21 protein-coding genes are annotated in these 21,552 nt (G+C 38.2%); 7 read left to right on the plus strand and 14 right to left on the minus strand.

Annotation, left to right across the window (positions count from 1 at the left end):
• Nucleotides 1-145: 145 nt before the first annotated feature.
• The gene (gene rlmH, locus DVW83_RS01060; RefSeq protein ID WP_104661776.1) at nucleotides 146-625 is read right to left on the minus strand and encodes a 23S rRNA (pseudouridine(1915)-N(3))-methyltransferase RlmH; all 480 of its coding nucleotides are present in this window, start codon (nucleotides 623-625) and stop codon (nucleotides 146-148) included.
• Between the two features lie 428 nt (nucleotides 626-1,053).
• Between rlmH and DVW83_RS01065 the strand changes: the two genes are divergently transcribed.
• Entirely contained in the window at nucleotides 1,054-2,337 is a 1,284-nt protein-coding gene (locus DVW83_RS01065; RefSeq protein ID WP_104661777.1) for a S1C family serine protease, read from the plus strand.
• Between the two features lie 105 nt (nucleotides 2,338-2,442).
• Here DVW83_RS01065 and ytpR read toward each other — a convergent pair whose 3' ends face one another.
• From ytpR to pepA, 4 genes are all read right to left on the minus strand, one after another.
• Nucleotides 2,443-3,060 carry a YtpR family tRNA-binding protein gene (gene ytpR, locus DVW83_RS01070; protein WP_104661778.1) on the minus strand — a complete coding sequence of 206 codons (618 nt, stop codon included), beginning with the start codon at nucleotides 3,058-3,060 and terminating at the stop codon, nucleotides 2,443-2,445.
• Nucleotides 3,061-3,400: 340 nt separating this feature from the next.
• Complete coding sequence (locus tag DVW83_RS01075; RefSeq protein ID WP_081133844.1) at nucleotides 3,401-3,868, minus strand: universal stress protein; 468 nt, start codon at nucleotides 3,866-3,868, stop codon at nucleotides 3,401-3,403.
• A 21-nt stretch (nucleotides 3,869-3,889) separates the two neighbouring features.
• A complete protein-coding gene (locus tag DVW83_RS01080; protein WP_005875492.1) occupies nucleotides 3,890-4,210 on the minus strand; it encodes a thioredoxin family protein in 321 nt (106 codons plus the stop codon).
• A gap of 433 nt (nucleotides 4,211-4,643) precedes the next feature.
• Nucleotides 4,644-5,723 (minus strand): glutamyl aminopeptidase, encoded by a 1,080-nt coding sequence (gene pepA / locus DVW83_RS01085; RefSeq protein WP_104662163.1) that lies wholly within the window; start codon nucleotides 5,721-5,723, stop codon nucleotides 4,644-4,646.
• Nucleotides 5,724-5,920: 197 nt separating this feature from the next.
• Between pepA and DVW83_RS01090 the strand changes: the two genes are divergently transcribed.
• On the plus strand, nucleotides 5,921-6,271 hold the full coding sequence (locus DVW83_RS01090; RefSeq protein ID WP_104662162.1) for a PepSY domain-containing protein: 351 nt from the start codon (nucleotides 5,921-5,923) through the stop codon (nucleotides 6,269-6,271).
• A 180-nt stretch (nucleotides 6,272-6,451) separates the two neighbouring features.
• Nucleotides 6,452-7,420: a glycosyltransferase family 2 protein gene (locus tag DVW83_RS01095; RefSeq protein WP_123862742.1), complete on the plus strand. Its 969-nt coding sequence runs from the start codon at nucleotides 6,452-6,454 to the stop codon at nucleotides 7,418-7,420.
• A gap of 256 nt (nucleotides 7,421-7,676) precedes the next feature.
• Here the strand turns inward: DVW83_RS01095 and DVW83_RS01100 are convergent, their stop codons facing one another.
• On the minus strand, nucleotides 7,677-9,134 hold the full coding sequence (locus DVW83_RS01100; protein WP_137238918.1) for an NAD-dependent succinate-semialdehyde dehydrogenase: 1,458 nt from the start codon (nucleotides 9,132-9,134) through the stop codon (nucleotides 7,677-7,679).
• Nucleotides 9,135-9,464: 330 nt separating this feature from the next.
• Between DVW83_RS01100 and DVW83_RS01105 the strand changes: the two genes are divergently transcribed.
• Nucleotides 9,465-10,373, plus strand: coding sequence for a cation diffusion facilitator family transporter (locus DVW83_RS01105; RefSeq protein ID WP_104660986.1), 909 nt, complete (start codon nucleotides 9,465-9,467; stop codon nucleotides 10,371-10,373).
• A gap of 130 nt (nucleotides 10,374-10,503) precedes the next feature.
• Here the strand turns inward: DVW83_RS01105 and DVW83_RS01110 are convergent, their stop codons facing one another.
• From DVW83_RS01110 to DVW83_RS01125, 4 genes are all read right to left on the minus strand, one after another.
• Nucleotides 10,504-11,808 carry a glycosyltransferase family 2 protein gene (locus DVW83_RS01110; protein ID WP_104660987.1) on the minus strand — a complete coding sequence of 435 codons (1,305 nt, stop codon included), beginning with the start codon at nucleotides 11,806-11,808 and terminating at the stop codon, nucleotides 10,504-10,506.
• 1 nt (nucleotide 11,809) lies between these two features.
• The gene (locus DVW83_RS01115) at nucleotides 11,810-12,316 is read right to left on the minus strand and encodes a hypothetical protein (protein WP_104660988.1); all 507 of its coding nucleotides are present in this window, start codon (nucleotides 12,314-12,316) and stop codon (nucleotides 11,810-11,812) included.
• A gap of 262 nt (nucleotides 12,317-12,578) precedes the next feature.
• Nucleotides 12,579-14,234: an FAD-dependent oxidoreductase gene (locus DVW83_RS01120; protein WP_104660989.1), complete on the minus strand. Its 1,656-nt coding sequence runs from the start codon at nucleotides 14,232-14,234 to the stop codon at nucleotides 12,579-12,581.
• On the minus strand, nucleotides 14,235-14,546 hold the full coding sequence (locus DVW83_RS01125) for a rhodanese-like domain-containing protein (protein WP_104660990.1): 312 nt from the start codon (nucleotides 14,544-14,546) through the stop codon (nucleotides 14,235-14,237).
• A gap of 168 nt (nucleotides 14,547-14,714) precedes the next feature.
• On the opposite strand from DVW83_RS01125, the gene DVW83_RS01130 reads away from it, so the two are divergent.
• Nucleotides 14,715-14,975, plus strand: coding sequence for a metal-sensitive transcriptional regulator (locus DVW83_RS01130; protein WP_005875480.1), 261 nt, complete (start codon nucleotides 14,715-14,717; stop codon nucleotides 14,973-14,975).
• Between the two features lie 11 nt (nucleotides 14,976-14,986).
• Nucleotides 14,987-15,301 carry a DsrE family protein gene (locus tag DVW83_RS01135; protein WP_137238920.1) on the plus strand — a complete coding sequence of 105 codons (315 nt, stop codon included), beginning with the start codon at nucleotides 14,987-14,989 and terminating at the stop codon, nucleotides 15,299-15,301.
• Between the two features lie 180 nt (nucleotides 15,302-15,481).
• Here the strand turns inward: DVW83_RS01135 and DVW83_RS01140 are convergent, their stop codons facing one another.
• Together DVW83_RS01140 and DVW83_RS01145 are read right to left on the minus strand one after the other, a co-directional pair.
• Nucleotides 15,482-16,042, minus strand: a complete 561-nt coding sequence (locus tag DVW83_RS01140; protein ID WP_104660992.1) for a CDP-alcohol phosphatidyltransferase family protein — start codon at nucleotides 16,040-16,042, stop codon at nucleotides 15,482-15,484.
• 89 nt (nucleotides 16,043-16,131) lie between these two features.
• Nucleotides 16,132-18,033 (minus strand): endonuclease MutS2, encoded by a 1,902-nt coding sequence (locus DVW83_RS01145; RefSeq protein ID WP_137238922.1) that lies wholly within the window; start codon nucleotides 18,031-18,033, stop codon nucleotides 16,132-16,134.
• Nucleotides 18,034-18,444: 411 nt separating this feature from the next.
• On the opposite strand from DVW83_RS01145, the gene DVW83_RS01150 reads away from it, so the two are divergent.
• Entirely contained in the window at nucleotides 18,445-18,828 is a 384-nt protein-coding gene (locus DVW83_RS01150) for a DUF1093 domain-containing protein (protein WP_104660994.1), read from the plus strand.
• Nucleotides 18,829-19,007: 179 nt separating this feature from the next.
• Here DVW83_RS01150 and DVW83_RS01155 read toward each other — a convergent pair whose 3' ends face one another.
• Nucleotides 19,008-19,724 carry an MIP/aquaporin family protein gene (locus DVW83_RS01155; RefSeq protein WP_005875469.1) on the minus strand — a complete coding sequence of 239 codons (717 nt, stop codon included), beginning with the start codon at nucleotides 19,722-19,724 and terminating at the stop codon, nucleotides 19,008-19,010.
• Nucleotides 19,725-21,548: a type 1 glycerol-3-phosphate oxidase gene (gene glpO, locus DVW83_RS01160; RefSeq protein WP_104660995.1), complete on the minus strand. Its 1,824-nt coding sequence runs from the start codon at nucleotides 21,546-21,548 to the stop codon at nucleotides 19,725-19,727. It abuts the gene before it with no gap.
• Between the last annotated feature and the right edge of the window lie 4 nt (nucleotides 21,549-21,552).

Consider the following 21,552-nt stretch of genomic DNA (forward strand, 5'->3'; position numbering starts at 1 on the left):
GAAAATATATTAAGTTTGATCAATGAGAGACCGGTAAAACATTGTATAGTATTTTACACAGGATTATGGACTTGACTTCTCAACCTTAAACTTTCTGCTAAAGTTTATGATATGTTTCTCTTATTTCAACTATTCCTCCAACACATCACTTATGATACGGAGCCCCTGTATTGATCCGAAAGGCACGATAGATTTGTTCGACGAGGATCAGACGCATCAGTTGGTGTGGATAAGTCATTTTGCCAAAGGAGATTTGGGTGTTGCTTCTTTTCATGACTGCCTCGCTTAGTCCTAATGAACCACCGATGACAAAAACAAGGTGGCTTTTTCCTTGGATGCCTAATTGATTGATTTGCTTGGCAAATGCTTCACTAGTGGGATTTTTTCCTTCAATAGCTAAGGCATAGACGTATTCTTGTTCTTTTATTTTACTTAAGATTCGTGCTCCTTCTTTTTCCTTCACTTGGCGCATCTGGGCATCACTTAGATTTTCTGGTGCTTTTTCATCGGGTACTTCGATTAATTCGATTTTGGCATAGGCCTGTAATCTTTTAACATATTCCTGAATTCCTTGGATCAGGTACTTTTCTTTCAATTTCCCGACTGAAATTATTTTGATATTCACATTCTCGTACTCCTCTATTTGATTTCTTCTTCCATTATAATAGAATTTCGTTCCGGATAGGACATGGAATGACGGATTTATTTTTTATAAAGATTCCCACATAGTTATACACAACATCCACAGGTTTATCCACAGAAAAAGAGGTGTTCTTTGCTTATTTTATAAGTATTTCTTAAGCAAACATATGTTTCTCACAGTTTTATCCACTTTATCAACATATTGTGGATAAAAAATACTCTTGTTTTTCCTCAGTTTATACCGTGTTTTTTACACATATCTTGTGGAAAAGTATTTTTTTATTTTTTTCATCTGAAATCAATGATTTTTCCTAAGCTTTTTCATAAAAAGTTCATAGTCTCAAAGTAGACTAAATTTAACAAATAGGTCTATACTTAAATAAAAGAAAATAATAATTGGAGGCAGGCCACATGGATAGAAAAGATGTGACATCAAAAATGAAAAAGAAAAACAATGGTCTTTGGCGCAAACTTGGACTAGGTTTAGTCGGTGGTGTGATTGGAGGATTGTTAACAGCGGGTATTTTTTATGCTGCATTAGGAAACGGTAACTCCAATACGAGTACTGGGGGTAACCAGAATTCCGCAGGTGAAACTGTTGTAGAAAATGTCAAAGTGAATGTAGATTCAGATATTACTAGTGCTGTAGATAAAGTACAAGATGCAGTAGTTTCCGTTATCAACTTGCAAAGTCAAAATCAATCGAACGATTTTGGCAAACTATTTGGGCAACAGCAACAAAGTACTGAAGATAGTGATCTAGAAGCTTCTAGTGAAGGGAGTGGTGTGATCTACAAAAAAGAGGGCAACACTTCATATATCGTAACAAATAACCACGTAGTTGATGGGCAACAAGGATTAGAAGTTTTGCTCAAAGATAGGACAAAAGTCAAAGCAGAATTAGTTGGAACTGATGCTTATTCTGATTTAGCTGTATTGAAGATCCAATCAGATAAAGTGGATAAAGTTGCTTCATTTGGCGACTCTAGTGCTTTAAAAGTTGGTGAACCTGCGATTGCAATTGGTTCTCCTTTAGGTTCCGAATATGCCAATTCAGTGACATCGGGTATCGTTTCTTCTTTGAACCGACAAGTGACAAGTACAAATGAATCCAACGAAACTGTAAATATCAATGCGATCCAAACAGATGCTGCAATCAATCCTGGTAACTCAGGTGGTCCACTGATCAACATTGAAGGACAAGTGATTGGGATCAACTCAAGTAAAATCGCTACTACTTCTGAATCTTCATCTGGAGTAAGTGTTGAAGGTATGGGCTTTGCAATCCCAAGTAATGATGTAGTCAATATCATCAACCAACTTGAAAAAGATGGTAAAGTGACCCGTCCTGCATTAGGAATTACGATGTACGATTTATCTTATGTTTCAACGCAGCAAAAAGAACAAGTCTTGAAGATTCCTTCTTCAGTCACAAATGGTGTGATCGTGGCAAGTGTCCAACCAGCAACACCTGCTGAAAAAGCTGGTTTGAAACAATATGATGTAATTACTAAAATCGATGATACAGAAGTTTCATCTGGAGTTGAGTTACAATCAGCTCTTTATAAGAAAAAAGTTGGTGACACAGTAAAAATCACTTATTACCAAGAAAAAGATGAAAAAACTGCTACAGTTGAATTGACGATCGATCAATCTGCATTAAAACAAAACCAATCATCGAATTCAGGAAACTGATTCCATTAACTATAGAAACTATCGTCTTCCCCAAAACGAAAAACCTCCCAAAGAAATCATCATTTTCTTGGGAGGTTTTTTCACATCAAAAATTATTTTTTTATGTTAAACACTGCGGGTCTTTAAGAAATCTTCCCCTATCACTGCATCTGCTGGCAATACCAATATGCCCTTCTTTTCTGGGGCATTTGGCAACTGCAATTCTTTCGCAGAACAGATCATGCCAAAACTTTCTACCCCACGTAAAGTACCTGGCCAAATCATCATTCCATCAGGCATCATCGCACCTGGTTTCGCTACAACAACTTTTTGTCCAGCTTCGATATTTGGTGCTCCACAAACGATTTGCAATGTTTCACTATCGCTTACTTGTGTTTCCGTGATTGATAAATGATCTGAGTCAGGATGTGGGACACAAGTTTTGACATAGCCGACAACGATTTTAGGCTCATTATCTTCAACGAGTGTTTCCGTGAAGCCTGCTTCTTTTACTAATCGGTTCAATTCGGCTAATTGTTCTTTCGTTACTTCAACTTGTCCGTTTCCTTCAATAACGAGATGGTCGGAAAGATGGAAAAAATTCCAGGCAACGATTTGTCCTGATTCATCCTTTACTTGTGCGACATTTCCTTTGCGGATAACGCTATTTTCCGTTCCTTTATCATCGGCTATGATCACCATCAAAGTATCACCGACATGTGCTTTATTGTAAGCAAAAATCATGTTTTTTCCTCCAGTATCATTTGCTGTCACTTATCTTAACAAAAATTGTTGATCGATGCATGAGATTTTTTTCATCCAAAAAATAAGACCTTTTTGCCATACGTTATAGTATTTTCTGATTCAAAAAAAAATAAAGGGGTATGACGAAATCCTTGTCACACACTCTTTTGCGGATAAACGGTGTTCCAGAAGTAGCCTTTTCAAGAAATCAGCCAAAATCCCACAAACATTGCAGAAATAATTTTTGGAATTTCCTTCTTATTTCTTGAATCTAGCCACTTCTGTCCCGGCCTCTTAAAAATTCAAATAAACAATGCGCTAACACGCTTTTTGCATGTTCTTATTCTTTTGTTGCCGCTTCTTCTTCATCTGAAACGATCAAGACGTCACAAGGTGCTCGACGAATGACATAGCTTGCCACACTTCCAGTCATAAAGCGTTCAACTGCATTTAGACCTGATTGTCCTACCATGATCAAATCGATTTTATATTTTTTAGGTAAATTGATTGCCATTGTTTCTCTAACCGAACCGTAGGCAATGATTCCTTCAATATCTTGATAATCAACGGTTTTCCCGTAAGCTTTGCAGTCTTCAATCATTTGTTTTGCTGCTTCTGTTTGTTGATCCACTACTGTTTGATCGATTGGGGCATATCCCATAAAATTATAAAATTGTTGATCGATCACATTCACTACGTATACAGTACCTCGATTTCTTCGAGCAACTTCGACCGCTTTTTTAAACGCTAAAAGTGCTTGTTCACTACCATCGATACCGACTAAAATATTTTGATATTCTTGTTCCATCTTGATCCCTCCTAGCAGATGTTAACCCTCAATCACACGATTTAAGAAATCCTCGACTTCTTGTTTTGTTTTTCTGTCTTTGTTTACCAGACGGCCTAATTCTTTTCCGTCTTGGATGACGACAAAACTTGGAATTCCAAAAATGCTCCACTCAGCGGCTACATCTATGTATTTGTCACGATCAACTTCAATAAAATTCCATCCAGAAAAATCATTTTCGATCTCTGGCATCTGCGGTTTGATAAAGCGGCAATCCCCACACCAATCTGCAGTAAAGAAAAAGATATTATTTCCTTTTTCCACATAACTAGCTAATTCTTCTAAACCCTCAGGAATAATCATCTGTTTACCTCTTTTCTTTTTCTTACATCTAGATTATACACCTTTATCCAAAACTGACCAACCCAAAGCCTAAATTGTGAAAAATGTGTTCAGATCCTACAAAAATAGCCTTAACGATCCTAAAAACATAAAAAGCTATGTTCGGATTGTTGAGGCTTATTTTCTAAGAGATATGGAATAGACTCGGTATGTTTCAGCGTGGGACAAAAGTAAGAAACATTTTTGTCTCATACTTTAAAAACGAATAAACGGTGGGAGCAGAAGCAACTCCTTCTTAAATAAGCCAAAATTCACAAAAATTTAAAAAGCAATTTTCATTAATTTCTTCTTATTTCTCGGAGTTAAACACTTCTGTCCCAGCCTCTAAGGTTTTCTAGAGTATCGTTAAAAATAAATATTTCAGCAATACGCTACTTTCCATTTCTCTTATATTTTATTTTCCATATACGATTGTATCAACAGTTGATTTGTCTAACCCTTTTAATGTTTGGATCAGCATTTCTCTGGCTGCCTCAAAATCACGGATGCTGAACATCGTTTGATGTGTATGGATGTAACGCCCTACAACACCGATCACTGTACTTGGGATTCCTTCATTTTGAGTATGTGCCGCACCTGCGTCAGTTCCGCCTTTTGAAACAAAGTATTGGTAAGGAATATGATTCGTTTCAGCAACATCCAATAAATACTCACGTAGACGAGGTAACATGATCAAACCTGGATCTTGGATACGCATCAATGTCCCTTCCCCTAAATGACCAAAAGTGCCATTCTTTGTTCTTGTATCGTCCGCTGCTGAACAATCAACTGCAAAGAAAAGATCTGGTTTGAATTTGTTGACAGAAACTTTAGAGCCACGTAAGCCCACTTCTTCCTGTACATTTGCTCCAGCGATCAAAGTATGCCCTAATGTTTCATTTTGCAATGCTTCCAAAGCTTCTAAGACCATTGTACAGCCGTAACGATCATCCCAAGATTTACTGATGATATTTTTTCCATTGGCTGTTTTGACTGTTTCTGCATAAGGAACGATCGTATCACCAGGTAATACGCCAAAGCTCATTGCTTCTTCACGTGACTCAAAGCCCGCATCAAATAAAATATCTGTGACTTCAACTGCTTTTTGGCCACTTGTACCGCGTAATAAATGTGGTGGTACAGAGGAAGAAATACATGGATAATTTTTTCCTGTTGACGTTTTTAACGTAAAACGTTGGGCAGAAACGACATAAGGATTCCATCCACCTAAAGGTACGACTTTAAATAAACCATTTTCTTGGATCTGGGTCAACATGAAGCCAACTTCATCCATATGTGCCGCAACCATTACGCGCGGAGCATCCGCATCATCATGGTGACGTAAGCCAAAGATCCCACCTAGCCCGTCTTGTTGTAATTCATCCACTAAAGGCTCCATGTGTGCGCCCATATAATCCCGGATGTCTTGCTCAAAGCCACTTGTTCCTTGAAGTTCTGTTAGTTCTTTGATACGTTGAAATGTTTTTTCGTCCATATAAAGTTCGTCTAAAATTCAGACTATGCTCCTCTCAAACTTATTGTTGATTGACGCAAACCTTAGCGATTTTAGCCAATCACTTGGATTTATTATAACTTATTTTCACAAGTGGTGGTTATTTATTTCAAAGAAAAACCCATAGTATGGTAGAATAAACACAAAGAAGCTATTGGATATAAAAGGAGGTAAGACGTATGTATGAAGAAAGCGAACTAAGCTATTTTAAAAGCGGTCTTGCTGTGGGAATCGGACTTGGATTGTTAAGCGGGGTTGCTTCAACTATTTGGTATCATCGAAAAAAGACCTTATCTGCGGATGAAGTCTTGCATCAAATCAAAGAATCATTTTTAAAAGAAGGCTCTATTGAAGGTTCCTGGATTTCCTTTGAAAAAGAACCTACTCGAAAATTTGCGATCCATTCGAAGGCATATCGAGGTGGTATATCACGAATCGAAGATGGTGAAGTTGTCTACTATGAATTCTTAGCAGATGCCTACACAGGTACTGTTTTAGATATTACACGAAAAAAAAGTGAATTTGCTTAACTGTATAGAATTGATTTCTTATCCCTTCTCTGAAAAAACATCTTCGTTTTTTCGTAGGGATTTCTTTATGAAGTGCGCTAAAAAAGAAGTTAATTTTCTCTAGGAATACTAGTATTTACGAAAATGATACGGTATTCTTAAAAGGAAAATGTGTTTTCGATGATTTAAGGAGAGTGAAAAATGGAACAACAAGAAAAAATTGCTGTTCTAATTCCTTGTTACAATGAAGAAGCAACGATTTCGACTGTCATTGCAGACTTTAAACGCGAATTACCACAAGCAGACATTTATGTATATGACAATAATTCGACAGACAACACGTATGATCTAGCCCTACAGTGTGGTGCAATCGTTAAAAAAGAGCCTCGCCAAGGAAAAGGAAATGTGATTCGGCAAATGTTTTTTGATATTGAAGCAGATTATTATCTAATGGTCGATGGTGATGATACCTATCCAGCAGAAGCGGCCCATGAGTTACTCGATCAACTTCGTTCAGGCAGAGCGGATATGGTCATTGGTGACCGACTGTCAAACGGTACGTATTTTGATGAAAACAAGCGTCCTTTCCATGATTTCGGTAATAATCTAGTTAAAAATACGATCACGCAACTGTATAAAACGAAAATACGCGATGTCATGACTGGCTATCGTGGATTTAATCGAATTTTTGTCAAAAGCTTCCCTATCATGAGTTCTGGTTTCCAAATCGAAACGGAACTAACGATCCATGCATTAGATAAAAAATTCAAGTTAGTAGAAATCCCTATTGATTATCGCGATCGTCCAGAAGGAAGTGAATCAAAGTTAAATACTTTTTCCGATGGTTTTAAAGTGATCATGATGATCATCAAAATGTGCAAAGATTACAAACCGCTGATGTTCTTTGGGGTCTGGACACTTTTCTTCTTTTTATTTGGTCTATTCACTGGCGTACCAGTTCTTCGTGAATATATGTTGACCCATTTCATCACACGGGTACCTTCGGCTATTTTGAGTACTGGATTGATGATACTGGCTTTACTTTCACTAGTTACCGGGCTGATTTTAGACACCGTAGTAACAAACGCAAAAAAAGAATACGAATTGAATCTTTATCATGTTTATCATGAATATCAAAAAGAATTGATAGACAGCAAGACTCAGAAATAAGTGTTCACTTATAAGAAAAAAGTCAAAAAAACCAAAATTACTTCTTACGTTTTTTGGAGTTTTTTGACTTTTTTTAGTGAAATTACGTACATCGATTATTCGAAAAGAGGATGGAGCAGAAGCAACACCTTCGGAAATAAGCCGAAATTCACAAAAATTTAAAAAGCAATTTTCGTGAATTTCTTCTTATTTCTCGGAGTTGAACACTTCTGTCCCAGCCTCCTCTGATTTTCGTATTCTTCTATTTGCTGTGCTTTTACTTAGCCGTTCGAATCGTCACAAATTTTACCTCAATATATTCTTCGACACCATAGATTCCATTCTCACGACCGAATCCGGAATGTTTGACCCCACCAAAAGGCGTAGCAGAGTTAGATATCGCTGTATCATTTACTCCCACCATCCCATATTGCAGTTGATTGCTGACATGATCGACTGTGTGGATATTGGTCGAGAAGAAGTAAGAAGCCAGGCCGAAAATCGTATCATTGGCATCCTTGATTACTTGATCTTCCTCTTCAAATATAATCAGTGGAATGACCGGTCCAAACGTTTCTTCATAAAAAATCGCCATTTCTTTTGTTACACCGTCTAAAACAGTTGGTTCAAAGAAAAGGCCGTTCGCATACTCGCCTTCTGTCAAGCGCTTTCCACCACAAAGGATCTGTGCCCCTTTATCAACTGCATCCTTCAGTTGTTCTTCGATTTTCTCGATTCCTTCTTCATTGATCAGCGGACCTGTTGTTGGATCGTCTAACCCATTACCTACAGATACACCTTTCATCTTTTCCATGATAAGATCTGTTGCTTTTTGTTTGATCTCTTTATGGATAAAGATTCGATTAGGTGACGTACACACTTGTCCATTGTTGATAAATTTAGTTTTGATCAACATCTCTGTCGCTAATTCTAAATCCGCATCAGGGAAAATAATAAATGGAGCATGCCCACCGAGTTCCATTGAAACTTTTTTCAATGTCGGAGCCGCTTGTTCATTTAATATTTGGCCTACTTCGGTTGAACCTGTAAAAGTGATTTTTTGAATGTCATCAGATTCTGATAAGATCTTACCAATCGTTGAAGAATCCCCCATTACGATATTGACGACTCCTTCAGGAAATCCAGCTTGATCAAATAGTTCCATTAGCGCTAGTGCTGAAAGCGGTGTCGCTTTTGCGGGTTTTAAAATCACCGTACAACCCGCTGCGATTGCTGGCGATATCTTCCGAATGATCATATTAGAAGGAAAGTTCCAAGGAGTAATGGCTCCTACTACTCCCACTGGCTGTTTCCGGACTTGCCATTGATTAGTAGTTGGTGAAGGAACGATTTCCCCTAAAATACGCTGTCCTTCTGCCGCATTCCACCGAAGATTTTCCACATTAGTTTGGATTTCCGCTGCCGCTTGACTTAGCGGTTTTCCTTGTTCCATCGTCATGATTTTTGCCAATCGTTCACTATCATTTTCTACTAGATCTGCCATTTTATTCATTAATTTTGCTCGTTCTGCAGGAGAAGTTTGTGACCAGCCTTCAAACGCTTTATTAGCCGCCTGAATTGCCTCTTTCGTTTCCTTTTCTCCACCCTTTTGAACAGTGGCTAATATCTCCCCAGTTGCAGGATTCTTAACCTCAAAAGTACCTTCCGATCCCTCCAGCCATTTGCCGTTGATATAAAGATGAGTTTCGACTTGTGGTAAATCTATTTTTGCCATGTGTCAGTTTCCTCCTTCTTATTCGGTACAATCCCACCCTAACACGGAGAAAAGCAAAGCTCAAAACATATGCATAAAGGTTGTGAAAAGGCTGTTCTGCATCAAGCAATAAGAATGAACAGAGAAAAATAGTTTTTCATGTTTGAAATGTTCCATTGCTGATTTTCTAGTTGGCAAAAAATCTTTCTTCGACTTTACTATGGATGGATTTAAGAGATGCATAGTACAGAATTTCGCTACTCCAAAACTATTATATTTTACACACTTTACTAAATAGACACTCAAAATATTATATGATAGTAAAATATTTTTATTTTGGAGTGAACATTTATGAACAACGAAAGATACCAACAATTGAAACAAGCCGAATTAGGTGCTATCGTCAGTATTCTGGCTTATATCATCGTATCGATCCTAAAACTTTTTATCGGAAATATCGCAGATTCTGAAGCTTTAAGAGCAGATGGATTGAATAATTTTACAGATATCCTTGCATCGATTGCTGTATTGATCGGCCTTCGGATTTCTCGGAAGCCTGCAGATAATGAACACCGTTACGGTCACTGGAAAGCAGAGAATATTGCCAGCCTAGTGACTTCCTTTATCATGTTGCTGGTAGGGATTGAGGTCCTGTATTCGTCCATTCGTTCTTTCATGGACAAGGAGACGGGGAGTCCCGATATTACTGCTGCGATCGTAGGTATTTTTTCCGCTATCCTTATGTACATCGTCTATTACTTCAACAAAAAGTTAGCCGAAAAAGTTAAAAGTCCTGGGCTTCTGACTGCAGCAAAAGATAATCGAAGCGATGCCTGGACAAGTATCGGTACAGCAATTGCTGTTTTTGCTGCATCCTTTCAGTTGGGTTGGTTAGACACACTAGCAGCAATGGTTGTCGGACTACTGATTTTAAAAACGGCTGTTGATATTTTTAGGGAAAGTTCGTTTTCATTATCCGACGGTTTCGATCAAGCTGAACTTGTTCGTTATAAAGAAACAATTGAAAAAATTCCTGAAGTAAGACAAGTGAAAGATATTCGAGGACGAAATTATGGTTCAAATATCTATGTTGATATCACCGTATTGATGGATTCCAATCTAACTGTAAAAGAAAGCCATACTATCGCTGATAGCATCGAACAGGTTTTATTAGAGAAATTTCAAGTCCACGAAACGGATGTTCATGTAGAGCCTTTTGCTGAGGAAGAAAGTCACAATGATTTTTACCAAAATCAGTAAATTGCCTCATACGAAAAATAATGGAGAAACGTTTGGAACAGAAGTATATAACTCCGAAAAATCAGAAGGAATTCACGAAATTTGATTTTCAAATTTTTGTGAATTCCTTCTGATTTCTTGAGACTAATTCCTATTCACTTTTTCGTTCTGGGCTTGTCCATGTCCCACTGCCGTAACCTAAAATTGTTTTAATCGCAGGAATAAAGGTTGTCACGATCGTTATCGCGTTCACCATCCAAAAAAGGAGCATATATAAAGGAGCAAATAGCAGATATTTTAATTTCCTTCCTTGATCATCAACTAAAAGAGAAGCCACCAATTGGAAGATCCCTGAAATCATTTCGAAACAAACAAAGACAAAGCTGATTGTCAGCGTTTGATAAATCCGTTCCGTATTCCCTTGGTAAATATAACTTCCCATCAAAACAAGAAATACGACAAAGGAAATACAGAAGAATAACGACCATAAAATACTCAATGTCTGATCAATGAACATCATCGTTCGCCCTAGATTTTCAAATGGATGGAACAATACTTTTCTAAAGTTTGTTAGCCAAACCTCTGTACCACCCTTTGCCCAACGCTTTCTTTGACGGTAAAGCATAGGTAACGTGGTCGGTACTTCCATAAAGAAAATGATTTTTGGTGCAAAAATAGAAATCCAACCATTTAGCTGGTGATCCCAAGCGATACTGATATCTTCGGTAGCACGATCTTGCCGAAACCCTCCGACATCGATCAATGCATCTTTTCGGTACATTGTATTGGCTCCACTATAGGCATAGAGTCCACCAAAAACAGCAGATTGCGTTCGTTTGATGATCCCGACAATACTAGAAAATTCTACCGTCTGTGACTTGCCTAATAGCGAGGTACGGTTTTTCACATCCATATTGGCTGTAACAGCAGAGATATTTCTGCCACCTGGGCGAATAAAATAGTTCACATACCTTGATAAAGCATCAGGTTCCGGAACGGTATCGGCATCATTACTTAAGATTAGTCGTCCTTTAGCAAATGCCATCCCAATATCAAAAGCATGTGCTTTTCCTTTATTTTTATCAATACGGATCACTCGAAGTTTAGAATACTTTTTTTGTAAACGTGCAAGAATAGTTGGTGTTTGATCTGTCGAACCATCATCAGTGACTAAAACCTCATAATTTTCATAGTTGATTTTAGTCATCAAATAATTGATTGTTTCTTCAATCACAACTTCTTCATTATGGGCTGGTACCATAATCGTAATGAACGGTTCGACCTCGCTGGGAATCTCTACCCAATCGATTTGTTTATACTTAAATAGAAACGTATAACACAACACACCAATAAACCAACCAAAACTACCTAAGATAGGATAGGAAACAAGTAAATAATAGCCTATCGTTACAATTTGATTCACTAATTCACTACCTGAATGGATAATCGATGTCATTTTAGTCCACCCCCTCTTTTTCATAGAGGTTACTGATTAGATCTTTTTCAAGATTTTGCTCTTCAGAAACAACATAATAACAAACTGCTTCCCGCTCTTCCTTTGAACCAAATCGTTGTGCATACTCTTTTTCTAGAATTTCTTTGCGTTTCTCTAATTTTTGTTCATCATACATTTTTTCACTTCGCAGCATTTTTTTATATCTTCGATTATTCCAACGTGTCATTAAAAGGAATACTATAATAAATACCATAAATGCAATTGCTAGTAAGAAAAATAAGAAGTAAGCCGTCCGACTTTCTTCAGGAAAATAATGAAATCGAAAGCCTTCTCCCATTGCAGAAGCATTTATTGAAAGTCCAACCCAGATAAATGGGACGACCACTGCACTCCATCCAATTATCACAATGACTGTTTGTTTTATCTTTAACCAACCGTTCCCCTTTGCGAAATACTTGTCTTTTATCAAAAGACTTGAAACATCTTCTCTTTTAACTCTTTTATTCATTCTCGACTCCTTTAAAAGTACTATTTTCTCAACCCATTCTTGATTTCACACTTACTTATTCTTTCAGTCAAAAACACCAATTACATCTTTATAGTAACTTGAAGAATAACTGATGTATTTTACTTTGTATCTAGTTAAGTAAAATTTAATAAATTAAAATAACGTTTTTAAAACATACCTAAAAAAAGAGTGTAAGACAAAAGGAAAAAACCTTTTTACCCCACACTCGATACACATAAACGACAAAAATAGAAGGACTCGTTTATTGATGCGGATAAACGAGTTCATTTGGGCGTACTGCACGATATAGAGCAAATGCGCCGTCTAAATTTTGAACATGGAAACCAGCTTGTTTTAAGATACGTTCAGCTAAATAACTTCGTAGTCCACTATGGCAACTTACGATGTATTCTTGGTTCTTCTCTAACTCGCTCAAGCGACAACGTAACTCGTGCAAAGGAATATTTGTAGCATTCGGAAATGCGCCATTGGCTAATTCACCTTCATTTCGCACATCCAATAATACTTTTCCATTGGCCAAATCTTCTGGTAATTCATGCCATTGGATTGGCTCACTTAATCCTTCTGCAACATTCATAGCTGCATAACCTAACATGTTCACCGGATCTTTTGCTGAACCGAAGGGTGGCGCATAAGTCAATTCTAATTCCGGTAAATCAAAAATGGTTAACTTTCCTTTGATTGCAGTAGCCAGAACATCTACTCTTTTATCCACGCCTTTTTCACCGATTCCTTGTGCTCCGTAGATTTCGCCAGTTTTTGGATCAAAGATCAATTTCAAAAGAAGATCAGATGCGTCTGGATAATAACTTGCATGATCCTTTCCTGAGACATGGATAACTGAATAAGAGAGACCTGCTTGTTTAGCTGCCCGTTCATTTAATCCTGTAGAAGCTGCAGTCAGATCAAATACACGTAAGATTGCCGTACCGATACTTCCTTGGTTCTTTCGTGCAGTGCCAGCGATATTATCTGCTACTTGACGTCCTTGACGATTGGCTGGGGAGGCCAACGAAATTAACACGTCCTCACCTGTGATTTGTTGTTTAACGATGATTGCATCGCCTACTGCATAAATAGCAGGATCACTCGTTTGATAATATTCATCAACGAGAATACCGCCTTTGATTCCAGTTTCTAGACCGGCTTGTTTTGCCAATGTACTGTCAGGAGCTACTCCTACAGATAAAATCGTCAGTTCGGAAGAAATAGCGGTACCATCTGCCAAACGTAATAACTGGCCTTCCTCTTCAAAAGCGATGACCGCTTGATTCGTTTTGACTGTTACACCTTTTTCTTCTAATTCTGCATGAACAAATGCAGCCATTTCTTCATCTAAGGTCGGCAAAATATGTGGCGCACTCTCCACAACTGTTACTTCAAGTCCTCGTTTGGTCAAATTTTCTGCCATCTCGAGCCCAATAAATCCTGCACCGACAACTACTGCTTGTCTTAGTTGGGTATCAAGGACGTGCATTATCTTATCAATGTCTGGTACATTTCTAACGGTGAAGACGTTTTTCGCTTCCGACAGACCAGCAATAGGTGGTACAAACGGTTTTGCTCCTGGAGAAAGCAAAAGTACGTCATATGATTCCATTGTCCGTTTTCCATCATGCTGTACTTCGACTTTTTTCTCATCCGTTAAAATAGCTGTGACCTCATGATTTGGACGGACATCAAGTTGAAAACGAGCAGCTAACGTCTCAGGTGTTTGGACTAAAAGTTTTTCACGTTCGTCAATTTCCCCCGAAACATAATAGGGCAGTCCACAATTGGCAAATGAAACAAATGGTCCTTTTTCAAAAACGACGATTTCTGCATCTTCTTTTAAGCGGCGTAATCTAGTTGCTGCAGACATTCCTCCTGCTACACCACCAATAATCACTACTTTCATTTACTTACCTCCTATTGTTTTATCCAACCATTGATTCATGCCACCACGTACATTGATCGCCTGATAGCCCATTTTGTTCAATTCTTTCGTTGCCTGCTTGCTTCGCATACCTGACTGACAGATCACATAAACAGGTTTTGTCTGATCTCCTTTAAAACTATTGATTCTTTGCAACGGTATATTCTTGGCTTGACGAATATGCCCACCCCGGTATTCATTTGGCGTTCTCACATCGATCAATTGAATAGAACTTTTCAGTTTTCCTTTTAATTCAGCAATTGTAATAGATTTTATCGTTTGGAACAACATCATTTTTATGCCACCTCGTTTAATTTTTTAAAATACCACACGGGGTATATTCAACACAATATACTGATATTTGTCAACTATTCGATTCCTAAATTAAAAAATCGACCTATTTATTTACAAACTATACCTATGTAGGGTATTATCCAAATAGAACAACAAGGAGGATTCAAGATGGAAATCGATAACAAAAACATTATGAATCGTTTAAAGCGCACGGAAGGTCAAATACGCGGCATCCAAAAAATGATCGACGAAGATAAAGAATGTATGGATGTTATTACGCAGTTGAGCGCCGTTCGTTCCAGTATTGATCGTGTCATGGGGATGATCGTTGCCGAAAATCTCAAGGATTGTTTGGAACACCCTGAGAATAGTCCAGAGGAGCAAGCAAAAAAAATGGAACAAGCAATCAATATGATTATCAAAAAGTAAGGAGCGAAACAATGAAAGTTGTCTTTCACATCGACGAAACAGCAAAGTGGCTCGAAACGGAGCAAAACGTCAAAAATCTACTGAAAGCAGCACCGAAAACAGAGAGCATCGTTACTGTTAACGGTCACGGAATAACAGGCTATCTTGATAACCAGAATGCGGATTTCCTCGCATTACCAGATATAACATTCCATGCTTGCGCTAACGCTTTACGTGCGAATGAGATCAGTGAAAAAGCACTACCTGAAAAAGTGGTCGTCGTACCAACGGGTGTTTTAGATCTGATTGAATTACAAGAAAAAGGCTTTTCTTATATCAAACCATAATGAAATAAAAATAGAATATGGGACAAATCTAAAAATCAGTTTTGCTACAGACTCTCGGATAAACGGCATCCAAAAGTCAGGCTTTTCTGAAATTAAAAAAACGAGCAATACAAAAAGCGTATTGTTCGTTTTTTTCTCAAATTCCTCAAACCTAAACGACTTTTGTCTCGACCTCTGTTTTTAATCATCGACTGATTTTAATAATTTTCGGTAGGTACCTATATACAGCACAAATGATTGTGCCAAACAATAAGTGATCACACCAAATATCCAGTTGACCCCTCTGCCGGTGAGGTCAGGAAAAAGTAACAAAATTACCATTCCTGCATAGATGACAGCGGTCGCTAATTTTCCATACCATTTTGCACCATCTAATTTGACATGATGCCTGAGACCAATGATTCCAGCCAGTAACATAAAGCCTTCTTTGACAATGAATAGACCTAATACGAGCCAAATCAGTGGACGTTGCCATGCCATGGACAGAATCAAAAACAATTGAGTCAATTTATCAGCCACAGGATCAAGGATTTTTCCTAATTCCGTGATTTGATTGAAACGGCGAGCAATAAAACCGTCTAAAAAATCAATAAGACCTGAAATAGCGATGATCACGCCAGCTAAATAAAAAGAATGTTGCGCGACAAGATAAAGATAAAAAGGTAATACCACAACACGAAAAAGAGATAATAGGTTGGGAATCGTTCGTATTTCTTTACGCCAATTGGATAGTTGCTTCATCTTTTACAGCCCCTTAAATAGACTTTAGTCTATTCTAACCTAACAAAATAGATGTGCCAATTTTTACCTTGCCGCTGGGTATCCGTATTTTACGTTTTTCGCTGATTTTTCTGACGTTCACGCGCTTCTTTAGCTAATTGTTTGTGGGCTTTTTTCGAGCCACGTTCGATATCCCTCTGCCATTTTCTCGTTTTGAAATCTGTAAATAGACTGTCCAGATCATAATTTTCTGGGTACAATTCTTCTGCGCGCCTTTTTAGAGTCACACGAGAACGTGGGACTTTGATTTTTTCACTGTCCAAGTAAAAGATCAATGTGTCTTCTCCTTGATCTTCAAAAATCAGACCTTCTTTTTGATGGATGGTCGAGAATACTCGATCCCCTTTTGAAAATCGTTCCAATTTTTCTTTCACGTTTTCCTTCTGGACGAGCGTTTGGAATGCTTTTTTCTTTGTTTGATAGGCCTTATTGTGGATATAATGTTGTGCTTGTTGAATAAGCTCTGGAGACATCTCCATTTTTTTGGCGATCCACAGCGCTTGGCTTTCGCCAGTTTCACCAACTCGCAGAAGATACTTCGGCTTCAATTTTTCTCGGTCAAATGCCATATCCGCAGGAATAAAGTCTTCATGGTCTTTGGCAAACTTTTTGATTTCCCCATAATGCGTAGTTGCAACAACCAAAGCGCCTTTTTCATACATTGCTTCCATGATAGCCACCGCCAAAGCTGCCCCTTCATTTGGCTCTGTCCCACTACCGATCTCATCTAGTAAAACCAGCGTATTCCTTTTGATTTTACCTAAAATTGCTGCGATATTGTGCATATGACCAGAGAACGTACTCAAGGCATTTTCAATATTCTGTTGATCACCGATATCGACAAAAACACCATCAAAGACTGCTAACTCTGTACCTTCATCTGCTGGTACTTGCAACCCGAACATTGCCATGAGGGTAAGTAGTCCCACAGTTTTCAAAACGACTGTTTTTCCACCGGCATTCGCGCCAGTGATCACTAACCCACGATAATCTTTCCCCAATTCAAAATCCAATGGGACAGCCTTTCCTGTCAACAAAGGGTGTCTTCCCTGTTTAATGTTGATATATTCCGATTTATTGACGATAGGCGTGACACCTTTGATTTCCCGACTATACTTTGCCCGAGCAAAAAGAATATCTAAACGTGTGACAGTCTCAATGATCAAATCAATTGCATATTCTTTCTCAGCCAATGCACCAGTCAAAGCTGCCAACACTTGGTACTCTTCTGCAATTTCTTCTGCTTTCAGTAGTTGGTAGTGCCCACTTGCTTTTTCGACAGCTGTCGGTTCAATAAATACAGTTGTTCCTTTGTTGGATTGCTCGATGATACTTCCAGGTATCTTGTTTTTGTAACTTGCCTTGATTGGGATCGTATAATGATCTCCTTTTCGAACAATCATCGTTTCTTGAATCATTTCTTTATTCGCGGGATGCCGCAAAAATTTCAACAAGCGATCTTGGATTTCCTTTTCTGTCACTTGCAACTTTTTTCGTACCTTTCGCAACTGTCGCGAAGCATCATCACTTACCTTTTGATTCTTGATTTGTTGATAGATCAACTCTTCGATTTCAACTAGGTTGGGCATATTTTTGCTATACGCATACAATAGCGGTGTCTGATAACAATTTTTTTCAAAGAATTTCGTAATCAACCGACTACTTCTTAAAAAGTCAGCATACTCGATCAATTCTGAGGGAGTCAAAACCAAGCCTTTTTTCACTTGCGCTGTTAATGCATCGATCCTCGTCAATCCCATGAATGGAACATGCTGATTACTTTCTAAGATGAGCCGTGCTTCTTTCGTTTCTGTTTGTCGGGTTCGAACAGTTTGCAGATTTGTTTGGATAGTCATTTCATCGATTCGTTCTTTACTGTGATTCCCGATAGCTCGTTTTTTGACTTCACTTTTAATTTCTTCGAATTGTAATTTATTGAGTGTATCTTTCATATTCTCTCCTTTATTGAAGAGATACCTGTCCCAAATAAATAAGACCTAGCAATAAAATAAAAAGAACAGGACATCCACTTAAATAAGACATGTCCCGTCCTTGTTGAATACAAACTATTGGTTTTGACAGGTATCATCTATACGCACACCAAATAAGCTTCATGCTTTATTGGCTATTCAACTGACTACGTTAGATACCTACTACACTCATCAAAATACCTCATTCATCTAGGTTTTATTTATTTTCACCCCAACTATATCAACTTTATTTTTACCTGTCAACTAATACAAAAAATTGCTTTTACCAAACAAAGAAATTTGTTTGTTCAACTAACAAAATTGTTACCTGTTTCGCTTTCCTTTATTTGGCGTTTAATAGATAATAAGAAAAAACGAAAAGAGTGTGAATCAATGAAAAAAGTAATTGCTGTAATCGTCCTTTTGCTATTAGCCTTCGGTGGATATAAAGGGTATAAATACTATGAAGAAACCTATAAAAGTGAAACAGCCTACGCAAAAATACCGGAAACATTTCCACCACTAAAAGATACACTGGATAATCAAGGAAAAAAAGTGGATAACTTAAAGTCTTATGACTATCAATTGACCTTTGTCACTGAGAGTGGTCAAAAAATTGACATGTCCTACGCCGTTTCTTCTGAAAAACCACAGCCTTTAGAACCAAATTCTTACATCACGGCTGAAGTAAGTAAAAAACGAATAACAAAGGGACCATCTGCGATTGAAGAATCAAAAATCCCTAAGGATGTCTTGAATAAATTAACAAATAACTGATTTCTCAAATTAAATCTATTTGAATCAAGCAAAAGAGCAAATGATCAGAACCGATTCGTCGGCATCTGATTATTTGCTCTTATTTTACCAAACTTTTTTTGATGACTGACTTTTGGACACCGTTTATTCGAGAGTCTGTAGCAAACCTGACTTTTAGATTTGTCCCACATTCAAACGTCTTAGACCATCAACATGTATACTCCCACTGCTACAATAGCGCCAACCATTGGTCCAACTACTGGCACCCAAGAATAGGCCCAGTCTGAAGTTCCTTTGTTTCCGATCGGCAATACTGCATGAGCAATGCGTGGACCAAGGTCACGAGCTGGATTTATCGCATATCCGGTAGGTCCGCCTAATGAAAGCCCGATAGCCAAAATCAATCCACCGACAGCAAATACATTTGTACCATCTGCAAAAGCATTTTGTCCAAATGCAAGTAGCCCTAAAACCAAGACAAATGTGCCAATCAATTCAGTAATAAAGTTAGCTGGATAATTACGTATAGCTGGACCAGTTGCAAATGTACCTAAAATAGCATCTTGGTCTTTTGTTACGCCCCAATGTGGTAGATATGCTAACCAAACAAGAATCGCCCCAACAAAAGCTCCTAACATTTGTGCAATAATAAATGGGATCACGAGGTTCCAACCGATTGCTCCTGTCATTGCCATAGCTAAAGATACTGCTGGATTCAAATGTGCTGGTCCCATAAATCCAGAAATATAGACACCCATCGTTACAGCCATGCCCCAACCAAATGCAATGACGATCCAACCTGAAGCTTGCGCTTTGCTCTTGTTTAAATTGACTGCCGCACAAACACCATCACCTAGTAAAATCAAAATCATCGTCCCAATGAATTCACCCATGATCTGGGTCATCTCTGCATTCATTTATTTCTCCTCCTTTAGGTCACGTAAATCCGACTCAGCAATCAATTCTTCTAACCGATTTTCTTGACGTTTTTTCTCTTCTGGTGACCAAGCAAAGTATGTGGCGATTGCATCAATGATTGGTTGTTTGATTGCATCCAATTGATCTCTTTCAAACAATAAATGGTTTGTTCGACGAATCAAATAATCACCTGGTGCCAAGACCATTTCTTCTTCTAATCCGTAACGTAAGCGAGCAGATTCTGCCAAACTTAACCCTGGATATGGTGTCATATCTTTTGCAAGTGCGTAGATTTTCTTCGCATTCGTGCCATAGAAGTCCGCAATATAACTAGCGTCTTCCTCCGCTAATCCTGCTTCAACACCGATTTTTGTTAATTCTTCGACTGTTTCTTCTAATTTAGTTGGGTCAAAATCTCCCCCTGACACTGGATAATGCTTCGAATCGATTTCTTTGGCTGTCACACCATATTCGTCTTTTAACAATTGACGGATCAATTTCAATGCCCCTTCTGCCATCTTACGATAGTCGGTGATCTTACCGCCAGAAAGTGTCACTAATCCGTCTGGTTCTCTTTCCAAAGAACTTCCTCGGGAAACCGTTGATGGTGCTTTTTCGTCGCGACTGTTTTCCAAGTGATTCAATACATCTTCGACTTCTACACGTGTTACTTTGTTTTCTTTATATTCTGTGACTATATCGATTACTTTCTCAAAGCTTTTATCTGAAATCGAACCATTGTCACCGCCATTATAGTCTGAACCAGAATTTCCAATCAGTAAAGGACGTAAGCCTGCCCAGCTTGCCTCAACATCTTGTAACGTGATATTCGCCTCTGGATAACGATGGTTGACAACTTCCAACAAATAATCCACATCTTCCTGTGTCACTTTAGGATCGGTGTAGTCTCCTTGATAATCTGTATCAGTTGTGCCAAAATAGGTTTTATTTTCTCTAGGGATCGCAAAGACCATACGGCCATCTTGTTTTCCTGTATCAAAATAAGTTGGTTGTGGCACTGGTAATTTTTTGGCATCTACCACTAAATGGATTCCTTTTGTAGGACGCATTTTAGGGGAAACTGCTCGTTTGAAATTCAAGTTGCGTATCTTATCTACCCACGGACCGCTTGTATTGATCACTATTTTTGCTTTGATTTCTACTACTTCGTCTGTTAATAAATCCCGCGCTTTAACGCCTATGATCTGATCGTTGTCATATAAAAAGCCAACCGCTTTCATTTTACTTACCAGATAAGCGCCATCTTCTGCTGCTTTCTTGATATTTTCGATGACTAAACGGGAATCGTTGTTACGAAAGTCCAAGTATACACCTGCACCCTTTAGACCTTCTTTTTTCAAGAAAGGTTCACGTTCTAAGACTTCTTCGGGAGTCAATGTGTAGTTCTCGTATTTGGTACCGGTCACATTTGCCAGCTTGTCATAAAGATCCATTGCGACTTTGACTGAAAACATATTGAATGTCGTCGCCCCTTCATCTTCGTAGATCGGTAGTAGCATTGGATCAGGTTTTGGTATATGAGGTGCGATACTTTGTACAACAGCTCGCTCGCCTACTGTATCAGCAACTACTTCCACATCAAATGTTTTTAAGTAACGAATTCCTCCATGGACTAGTTTCGTTGAACGTGAAGAAGTTCCTTCTGCAAAATCCTGCATTTCGATCAGACCAGTTTTGATTCCTGAAGCTGCTGCTTGTATGGCTACACCAGCACCAGTGATCCCACCACCAATGATCAATAAATCTAATTCTTCTTGTTGCATTTTTTCAATATTTTCTTGTCTCGTTCCTATTGAAAACATAACG

The sequence above is a fragment of the Enterococcus sp. VV15 genome (assembly GCF_005236045.1).
In the GTDB taxonomy this organism is placed as follows: Bacteria; Bacillota; Bacilli; order Lactobacillales; family Enterococcaceae; genus Enterococcus_B; species Enterococcus_B durans.